This window comes from Bacillus sp. KH172YL63 (assembly GCF_011398925.1).
In the GTDB taxonomy this organism is placed as follows: Bacteria; Bacillota; Bacilli; order Bacillales; family Bacillaceae_B; genus Rossellomorea.
The window spans coordinates 3,460,010-3,467,500 of the sequence record NZ_AP022842.1; the positions used below are offsets into that span (position 1 = coordinate 3,460,010).

Genomic DNA, 7,491 nt, shown 5'->3' on the forward strand with positions numbered 1-7,491 from the left:
TATTTCCTCCTCTTATGTTGTGATAATGATATTCGCCTCAGACTTTTTCTTGTTCCAACAATGTTTCTATGAATGATTCAGTCACAAGAATGATTTCATCAGATCCCTCTTCCGGCATGATGCACAGCCCGCTTGGAACTTTCACATTGGATGGTACTATGGCTTGCTCGATATATGCGTTTTCTCCGATGACAGCGTCAGGCATGATCACGGAACGAACGACATGTGCTCCCTTTTTCACCGTCGTCCCCTGGAACAGGACAGATTTACGGATGGTCCCTTCGATCGTACATCCTTCATTGACAAGCGATCCCTCGACCAATGCATCTTCTGCGATATATTGAGGAGGCTCATTCGGATTCACTGAATACACCCTCCAGTCATGATCGAACAGATTCAGCTCGTTTTCCTCATCAATCAAATCCATATTCGCGTCCCATAAGCTCTTCACTGTGCCGACATCCTTCCAGTAACCCTGGAACGGGTAAGCCATCAGCTTCTTCTTCTCATCAAGCAAGAGCGGGATGACATCCTTTCCAAAGTCATGGCTTGAGTCAGGGTTCCGTTCATCCATCTCCAAGTAATCTTTAAGCACCGAATAGTTAAAGATGTAAATGCCCATTGACGCCAGATTACTTTTTGGAAAAGCAGGTTTTTCTTCGAATTCCGTGACCCTCATATCATCATTCGTGTTCATCAGGCCGAAACGGCTCGCTTCATCCCAGCCCACTTCAATGACAGAAATCGAGACGTCTGCTTTTTTCTCGATATGATAATCAAGCATTTTGCTGTAGTCCATCTTGTAAATATGGTCACCGGACAGAATCAATACGTACTCAGGATCATACTGCTCAAGGTAATTCATATTTTGATAGATGGCACTTGCCGTCCCCGTATACCAGCGCATTTCGGATGATTCAGCATAAGGCGGCAGCACCGTCACCCCGCCGTGTTTCCGGTCAAGATCCCACGCGCTTCCGATCCCGATATAAGAATTTAATACGAGTGGCTGGTACTGGGTGAGGACACCAACTGTATCAATCCCTGAATTTGTACAATTGCTCAGGGTGAAATCAATAATCCTGTACTTTCCTCCGAATGGTACAGCCGGCTTCGCCAGGCTTTTGGTCAAAGAACTCAATCGACTCCCTTTTCCACCTGCTAATAACATGGCCACGCATCTACCTTTTGCCATCTTTCCTTCTCCCCTTCCAATCGTTTGGTTTTAAATAAACGGCTGCATATGGTGGAATCGTCATTTCCACATAGCCTTCCCTTCCGTGGTATCCCTCTTTATGCACAGTGAGCGGCAGCGGATTCACCTGATGGGAACCGCCAAATCGCTCATCATCACTGTTCCAGATTTCCTCGTACTCCGCTGCGTTGTTCACCCCTACTTTATACTGGTGATACACGTTCGGACTGAAATTGCAGATGATCACCAGATGATCCCCTTCTTCGCCCCCATAACGGATGAAAGAAAAAATCTGCTGTGCTGCATTATTGACATCCACCCACTCAAATCCCTCAGAGCGATGGTCCATTTGGAATAACGGTGCAGCACCATTATATAAATGCAGAAGTTCTTTGAAATATGAATTGAATTTATGATGAAATTCGTAATCCATCAAATGCCAATCCAGTTCTTCCAGGTCCTTCCACTCAGAGAAAGGTGCCAACTCGCTCCCCATGAACAAAAGCTTCTTCCCTGGATGGGCGAACATATAACTCAGCAGCAGACGATATTGTGCGAATTTCTGCCAATAATCACCCGGCATCTTATTTAACAACGACTTCTTCCCATGTACCACTTCATCATGGGAGAAAGGAAGGACATAATTCTCTGAATAGGCATACAACAGCGAAAAGGTAATCAGCGAATGTACATGCCTTCTTTCAGAGGGTTCGGTTTCCATATATTTAAGGACGTCATTCATCCATCCCATGTTCCACTTATAATTAAATCCCAGGCCTCCATAATGGACAGGTGATGTCACCTGCGGCCAGTCTGTTGAATCCTCTGCCATCATCAGGATGGAAGGATCATACTCAAACACTGCCGTATTCAATTTCTTCAAGAATTGGATGGCACCGTCATTCGGAGCCGTCTGTCCCTGATTCGCCCAGTAAATGATATTGGCAACAGCATCGATCCGGAACCCATCAATATGATACATTTCCATCCAAAAGCGGGCATTGGATATGAGGAAACTCCTGACTTCCCCTTTTCCAAGGTCAAAATTCGCCGTCCCCCACGTATAATTCTCACGATCCCGTTCTTCTCCGTACTCATAAGCAAATGAACCGTCAAATTCATACAGGCCGTGTGCATCCTTACAAAAGTGCCCCGGGACCCAGTCAAGGATCACCCCGATGGAATGTAGGTGACACTCATTCACAAAGGCCATCAGCTCATGTGGAGAACCGTACCTGCTTGTAGGAGAGTAATAACCGGTCCCCTGATACCCCCAGGACCTGTCAAAAGGATGCTCTGTGACCGGGAGAAGCTCTATATGGGTAAAGCCATGCGCCTTTACATGAGGAATCAATTGCTGAGCCAATTCCTTGTAGGAAAGAAACTTGCCTGCTTTCTTCTTCCATGTGCCTAAATGCACTTCATAGATCGACATCGGCCTATCGTAGACCGCTTGCGAGGCCCTTTCTTCAAGCCACTTCTCATCTTCCCAGGCGAATCCCTGGAGGTCGTACACGACACTTGCGGTTCGCGGGCGCTTCTCAGAGGCAAACCCATATGGATCCGCCTTTAATTTCTTGGTGCCATAAGGAGTCGTGATTTCATATTTATACGTTTCTCCCGTCAAATCCCCCTGTATACGGGCCGTCCATATCCCTTGGTCATTGCGGCGTCTAAGTTCATACCCGACACCATTCCAATCGTTAAACGAACCCACTACTGTAACCTGTCTAGCTTTCGGTGCCCAAACGCAAAATTCTGTATGAGTGCCTGTAGCATCCCTCACTACATGTGCCCCCATAAACTGATAGGCCTGCTGCATACTTCCCTCATGAAATAAATAAACATCATAATCTGTTATGGTCATTGCGTTCATCAACTCACCTACACTTTTTCAATCTACATACTACTTTCTTTTAACATCAGTAAAATCCTTTAACTAATCGTCGCTCAATTACGACAATTTACTACACTCCTTACGTTAACTTCGGCATAATTGGATATTAATGACAAATGATAAGGTTTACATTTTGATTTAGCAGTAAAAACAGAGGAAATCGATAGCGAAGTTTGTCGAAAGTTTTTTCACTTAAAATGAAATTAATAAGAGAGGATATAGAGAAATACTTGAAGTTTGAATCAAATGGGTTCAATAGGATAGGTAGTGGAGTTGTCGAACGGTGGAAGGTGAATGGGTAAATCAAGTTTTTGTACAAGGACTAAATAACAGATGATGTAAACCAAATAGTAGACAATTTCTTAAATTTCAGGAGAGTGTGATAGAGAAGGAGGGATCACAGCATACGTCTTTACAAGGAGAAGCTGTTCGGAGTTGAAGCGCTGCATGTGCCGGAGAGAAGATGAGAGATTTTGGACGGCTTCAGAAAGCATTGATTTTTCAAATATGCGGGAGGGCTATTTTCCCGGGGATGTAGATGGCTGGCCGGTTTGCTCGCTTGAGCCCTGCCGACAGAGGAGGAATGTATGACTTGAAATTTTTATCAACGCAAGGCTGGATGAAAGCAGCTGAAGGTTTATAAACAAAATAAAAAAGACTATCATGATGATAGTCTTTTTTAATATGACCCATACGGGATTCGAACCCGTGTTACCGCCGTGAAAGGGCGGTGTCTTAACCGCTTGACCAATGGGCCAAGATGGCGGAGAAGGAGGGATTTGAACCCTCGCGCCAGTTGCCCGACCTACACCCTTAGCAGGGGCGCCTCTTCAGCCACTTGAGTACTTCCCCGTAATTGGCTCCGCAGGCAAGATTCGAACTTGCGACCGATCGGTTAACAGCCGATAGCTCTACCACTGAGCTACTGCGGAATAATATGATGGTGGGCCTAAGTGGACTCGAACCACCGACCTCACGCTTATCAGGCGTGCGCTCTAACCAGCTGAGCTATAGGCCCATAAAATAATTGGAGCGGGTGAAGGGAATCGAACCCTCATCATCAGCTTGGAAGGCTGAGGTTTTACCACTAAACTACACCCGCAAAAGAATGAAAATATGGGGCGACTGATGGGAATCGAACCCACGAATGCCTGAACCACAATCAGGTGCGTTAACCACTTCGCCACAATCGCCATAATATTCACAAACAAAAAATGGTGGCTCAGGACGGAATCGAACCGCCGACACATGGATTTTCAGTCCATTGCTCTACCAACTGAGCTACTGAGCCATATTATTCTAAATATTTTAAAAAAAACAAATGGCGGTCCGGACGGGACTCGAACCCGCGACCTCCTGCGTGACAGGCAGGCATTCTAACCAACTGAACTACCGGACCAGAGTTTTTTTGCGTCAGCAAAAATAACTTTCATTACTTTACGTCAGCAAAATATGGTTCATTACCTTGCGTTAGCAAAAATGGTATTGCGGGGACAGGATTTGAACCTGCGACCTTCGGGTTATGAGCCCGACGAGCTACCGAACTGCTCCACCCCGCGACGTTAAGAATATAATTTAAAAATGGAGGAGGAAGGGGGATTCGAACCCCCGCGGGCTGTTACACCCCTGTCGGTTTTCAAGACCGATCCCTTCAGCCGGACTTGGGTATTCCTCCGTATTGAAAAATGGTACTTGGTGGACCTTGTAGGACTCGAACCTACGACCGGACGGTTATGAGCCGTCTGCTCTAACCAACTGAGCTAAAGGTCCCTATTGGTAGCGGCGGAGGGGATCGAACCCCCGACCTCACGGGTATGAACCGTACGCTCTAGCCAGCTGAGCTACACCGCCAAGAAACAAGCTATGTTGAAGTATGAAAGTTTCGTTACTGTCGTAAAAAAACTTGGTGGAGCCTAGCGGGATCGAACCGCTGACCTCCTGCGTGCAAAGCAGGCGCTCTCCCAGCTGAGCTAAGGCCCCATATGAAGTGGTCGGGAAGACAGGATTCGAACCTGCGACCCCTTGGTCCCAAACCAAGTGCTCTACCAAGCTGAGCTACTTCCCGAAATATGGCGCGCCCGAGAGGAGTCGAACCCCTAACCTTTTGATCCGTAGTCAAACGCTCTATCCAATTGAGCTACGGGCGCAAGATGTAAATATTGTTGTTTTTTTACTTTTTAAAGCACCTTATGGAAAGATAATTTGCTTGCGCAAAAATCTATGGTGCCGAGGACCGGAATCGAACCGGTACGGTAGTCACCTACCGCAGGATTTTAAGTCCTGTGCGTCTGCCAGTTCCGCCACCCCGGCTAGTATGGAGCGGAAGACGGGATTCGAACCCGCGACCCCCACCTTGGCAAGGTGGTGTTCTACCACTGAACTACTTCCGCAAAACAAATGGTGCGGGTGAAGGGACTTGAACCCCCACGCCTCGCGGCGCCAGATCCTAAGTCTGGTGCGTCTGCCAATTCCGCCACACCCGCAAATTGTAAGTCATTGAACTTACATGATAAAAATGGTGAGCCATGAAGGATTCGAACCTTCGACCCTCTGATTAAAAGTCAGATGCTCTACCAACTGAGCTAATGGCTCTCAAAAAACCAAATGGTGCCGGCAAGAGGACTTGAACCCCCAACCTACTGATTACAAGTCAGTTGCTCTACCAGTTGAGCTACACCGGCAAGTGTAATGGTGGAGGATGACGGGATCGAACCGCCGACCCTCTGCTTGTAAGGCAGATGCTCTCCCAGCTGAGCTAATCCTCCATTATATATAGCCTGGCGACGTCCTACTCTCACAGGGGGAGATCCCCCAACTACCATCGGCGCTGAAGAGCTTAACTTCCGTGTTCGGCATGGGAACGGGTGTGACCTCTTCGCCATAATCACCAGACTATTGTTTATCCTTTAAAAGGACAAGTTCTATTATATCGTGTTGATATAATTTTTCAAGGCTTTTTTTATACTTTCGCATAAAATTTATTCCCTGAAAACTAGATAAAGAATTGATGTCAAGAAAGCCGAATATCAGCCTGTTGTTCATATAAATATGACTCTTTGTGGTTAAGTCCTCGATCGATTAGTATCAGTCAACTCCACATGTCGCCATGCTTCCATCTCTGACCTATCTACCTAGTCATCTTCTAGGGATCTTACTCACTTACGTGATGGGAAATCTCATCTCGAGGGGGCTTCATGCTTAGATGCTTTCAGCACTTATCCCTTCCGCACATAGCTACCCAGCGATGCCTTTGGCAAGACAACTGGTACACCAGCGGTGCGTCCATCCCGGTCCTCTCGTACTAAGGACAGCTCCTCTCAAATTTCCTGCGCCCACGACGGATAGGGGACCGAACTGTCTCACGACGTTCTGAACCCAGCTCGCGTACCGCTTTAATGGGCGAACAGCCCAACCCTTGGGACCGACTACAGCCCCAGGATGCGATGAGCCGACATCGAGGTGCCAAACCTCCCCGTCGATGTGGACTCTTGGGGGAGATAAGCCTGTTATCCCCGGGGTAGCTTTTATCCGTTGAGCGATGGCCCTTCCATGCGGAACCACCGGATCACTAAGCCCGACTTTCGTCCCTGCTCGACTTGTAGGTCTCGCAGTCAAGCTCCCTTGTGCCTTTACACTCTGCGAATGATTTCCAACCATTCTGAGGGAACCTTTGGGCGCCTCCGTTACTCTTTAGGAGGCGACCGCCCCAGTCAAACTACCCACCTGACACTGTCTCCCACCCCGATAAGGGGCGCGGGTTAGAATTTCAATACAGCCAGGGTAGTATCCCACCGATGCCTCCACCGAAGCTGGCGCTCCGGTTTCCAAGGCTCCTACCTATCCTGTACAAGCTGTACCAAAATTCAATATCAGGCTACAGTAAAGCTCCACGGGGTCTTTCCGTCCTGTCGCGGGTAACCTGCATCTTCACAGGTACTATAATTTCACCGAGTCTCTCGTTGAGACAGTGCCCAGATCGTTACGCCTTTCGTGCGGGTCGGAACTTACCCGACAAGGAATTTCGCTACCTTAGGACCGTTATAGTTACGGCCGCCGTTTACTGGGGCTTCGATTCGCACCTTCGCTTGCGCTAAGCACTCCTCTTAACCTTCCAGCACCGGGCAGGCGTCAGCCCCTATACTTCGCCTTACGGCTTCGCAGAGACCTGTGTTTTTGCTAAACAGTCGCCTGGGCCTATTCACTGCGGCTCTCTCGGGCTTGCACCCTACCAGAGCACCTTCTCCCGAAGTTACGGGGTCATTTTGCCGAGTTCCTTAACGAGAGTTCTCTCGCTCACCTTAGGATTCTCTCCTCGCCTACCTGTGTCGGTTTGCGGTACAGGCACCTTTTTCCTCGCTAGAGGCTTTTCTTGGCAGTGTGGAATCAGGAACTTCGCTAC

Annotated in this window: 1 protein-coding gene, 21 tRNA genes, 2 rRNA genes and 1 pseudogene (1 of these 25 running past the window's edge); all 25 read right to left on the reverse strand. The window is 48.0% G+C overall.

Annotated elements, in window-relative coordinates; translation table 11 throughout:
• Positions 1-37 precede the first annotated feature (37 nt).
• On the reverse strand, positions 38-1,195 hold the full coding sequence (locus tag KH172YL63_RS17670; protein ID WP_173107343.1) for a glucose-1-phosphate adenylyltransferase: 1,158 nt from the start codon (positions 1,193-1,195) through the stop codon (positions 38-40).
• Positions 1,185-3,071: pseudogene (gene glgB, locus KH172YL63_RS17675) on the reverse strand (1,4-alpha-glucan branching enzyme); the annotation flags it as partial. The pseudogene glgB and the gene KH172YL63_RS17670, both read right to left, overlap by 11 nt.
• Before the next feature lie 706 nt (positions 3,072-3,777).
• Positions 3,778-3,849: transfer RNA gene (locus KH172YL63_RS17680), tRNA-Glu, on the reverse strand.
• Between the two features lie 4 nt (positions 3,850-3,853).
• Positions 3,854-3,944: transfer RNA gene (locus KH172YL63_RS17685), tRNA-Ser, on the reverse strand.
• 5 nt (positions 3,945-3,949) lie between these two features.
• Positions 3,950-4,024 (reverse strand) — tRNA-Asn (locus tag KH172YL63_RS17690).
• Between the two features lie 9 nt (positions 4,025-4,033).
• Positions 4,034-4,110, reverse strand: a tRNA-Ile gene (locus tag KH172YL63_RS17695).
• A 10-nt stretch (positions 4,111-4,120) separates the two neighbouring features.
• Positions 4,121-4,194: transfer RNA gene (locus tag KH172YL63_RS17700), tRNA-Gly, on the reverse strand.
• 15 nt (positions 4,195-4,209) lie between these two features.
• Positions 4,210-4,285, reverse strand: a tRNA-His gene (locus tag KH172YL63_RS17705).
• 22 nt (positions 4,286-4,307) lie between these two features.
• Positions 4,308-4,383, reverse strand: a tRNA-Phe gene (locus KH172YL63_RS17710).
• A 31-nt stretch (positions 4,384-4,414) separates the two neighbouring features.
• Positions 4,415-4,491 (reverse strand) — tRNA-Asp (locus KH172YL63_RS17715).
• Between the two features lie 86 nt (positions 4,492-4,577).
• Positions 4,578-4,651 (reverse strand) — tRNA-Met (locus KH172YL63_RS17720).
• 23 nt (positions 4,652-4,674) lie between these two features.
• A tRNA-Ser gene (locus KH172YL63_RS17725) sits at positions 4,675-4,767 on the reverse strand.
• 18 nt (positions 4,768-4,785) lie between these two features.
• Positions 4,786-4,862 (reverse strand) — tRNA-Ile (locus tag KH172YL63_RS17730).
• Positions 4,863-4,866: 4 nt separating this feature from the next.
• Positions 4,867-4,943: transfer RNA gene (locus tag KH172YL63_RS17735), tRNA-Met, on the reverse strand.
• Between the two features lie 53 nt (positions 4,944-4,996).
• Positions 4,997-5,072, reverse strand: a tRNA-Ala gene (locus tag KH172YL63_RS17740).
• Between the two features lie 8 nt (positions 5,073-5,080).
• Positions 5,081-5,157, reverse strand: a tRNA-Pro gene (locus KH172YL63_RS17745).
• 5 nt (positions 5,158-5,162) lie between these two features.
• Positions 5,163-5,239 (reverse strand) — tRNA-Arg (locus tag KH172YL63_RS17750).
• 74 nt (positions 5,240-5,313) lie between these two features.
• A tRNA-Leu gene (locus KH172YL63_RS17755) sits at positions 5,314-5,402 on the reverse strand.
• Between the two features lie 5 nt (positions 5,403-5,407).
• Positions 5,408-5,482: transfer RNA gene (locus tag KH172YL63_RS17760), tRNA-Gly, on the reverse strand.
• Positions 5,483-5,490: 8 nt separating this feature from the next.
• Positions 5,491-5,575 (reverse strand) — tRNA-Leu (locus tag KH172YL63_RS17765).
• A gap of 33 nt (positions 5,576-5,608) precedes the next feature.
• A tRNA-Lys gene (locus KH172YL63_RS17770) sits at positions 5,609-5,684 on the reverse strand.
• A 13-nt stretch (positions 5,685-5,697) separates the two neighbouring features.
• Positions 5,698-5,773: transfer RNA gene (locus KH172YL63_RS17775), tRNA-Thr, on the reverse strand.
• Between the two features lie 8 nt (positions 5,774-5,781).
• A tRNA-Val gene (locus KH172YL63_RS17780) sits at positions 5,782-5,857 on the reverse strand.
• A 10-nt stretch (positions 5,858-5,867) separates the two neighbouring features.
• A 5S ribosomal RNA gene (gene rrf / locus KH172YL63_RS17785) occupies positions 5,868-5,984 on the reverse strand.
• 166 nt (positions 5,985-6,150) lie between these two features.
• Positions 6,151-7,491: ribosomal RNA gene (locus KH172YL63_RS17790) — 23S ribosomal RNA — on the reverse strand; it runs 1,589 nt beyond the window's last position.

Excerpts from the sequence above, each read along its gene's own strand:
- KH172YL63_RS17670 (WP_173107343.1), bottom strand. The coding sequence starts at position 1,195 with ATGGCAAAAGGTAGATGCGTGGCCATGTTATTAGCAGGTGGAAAAGGG.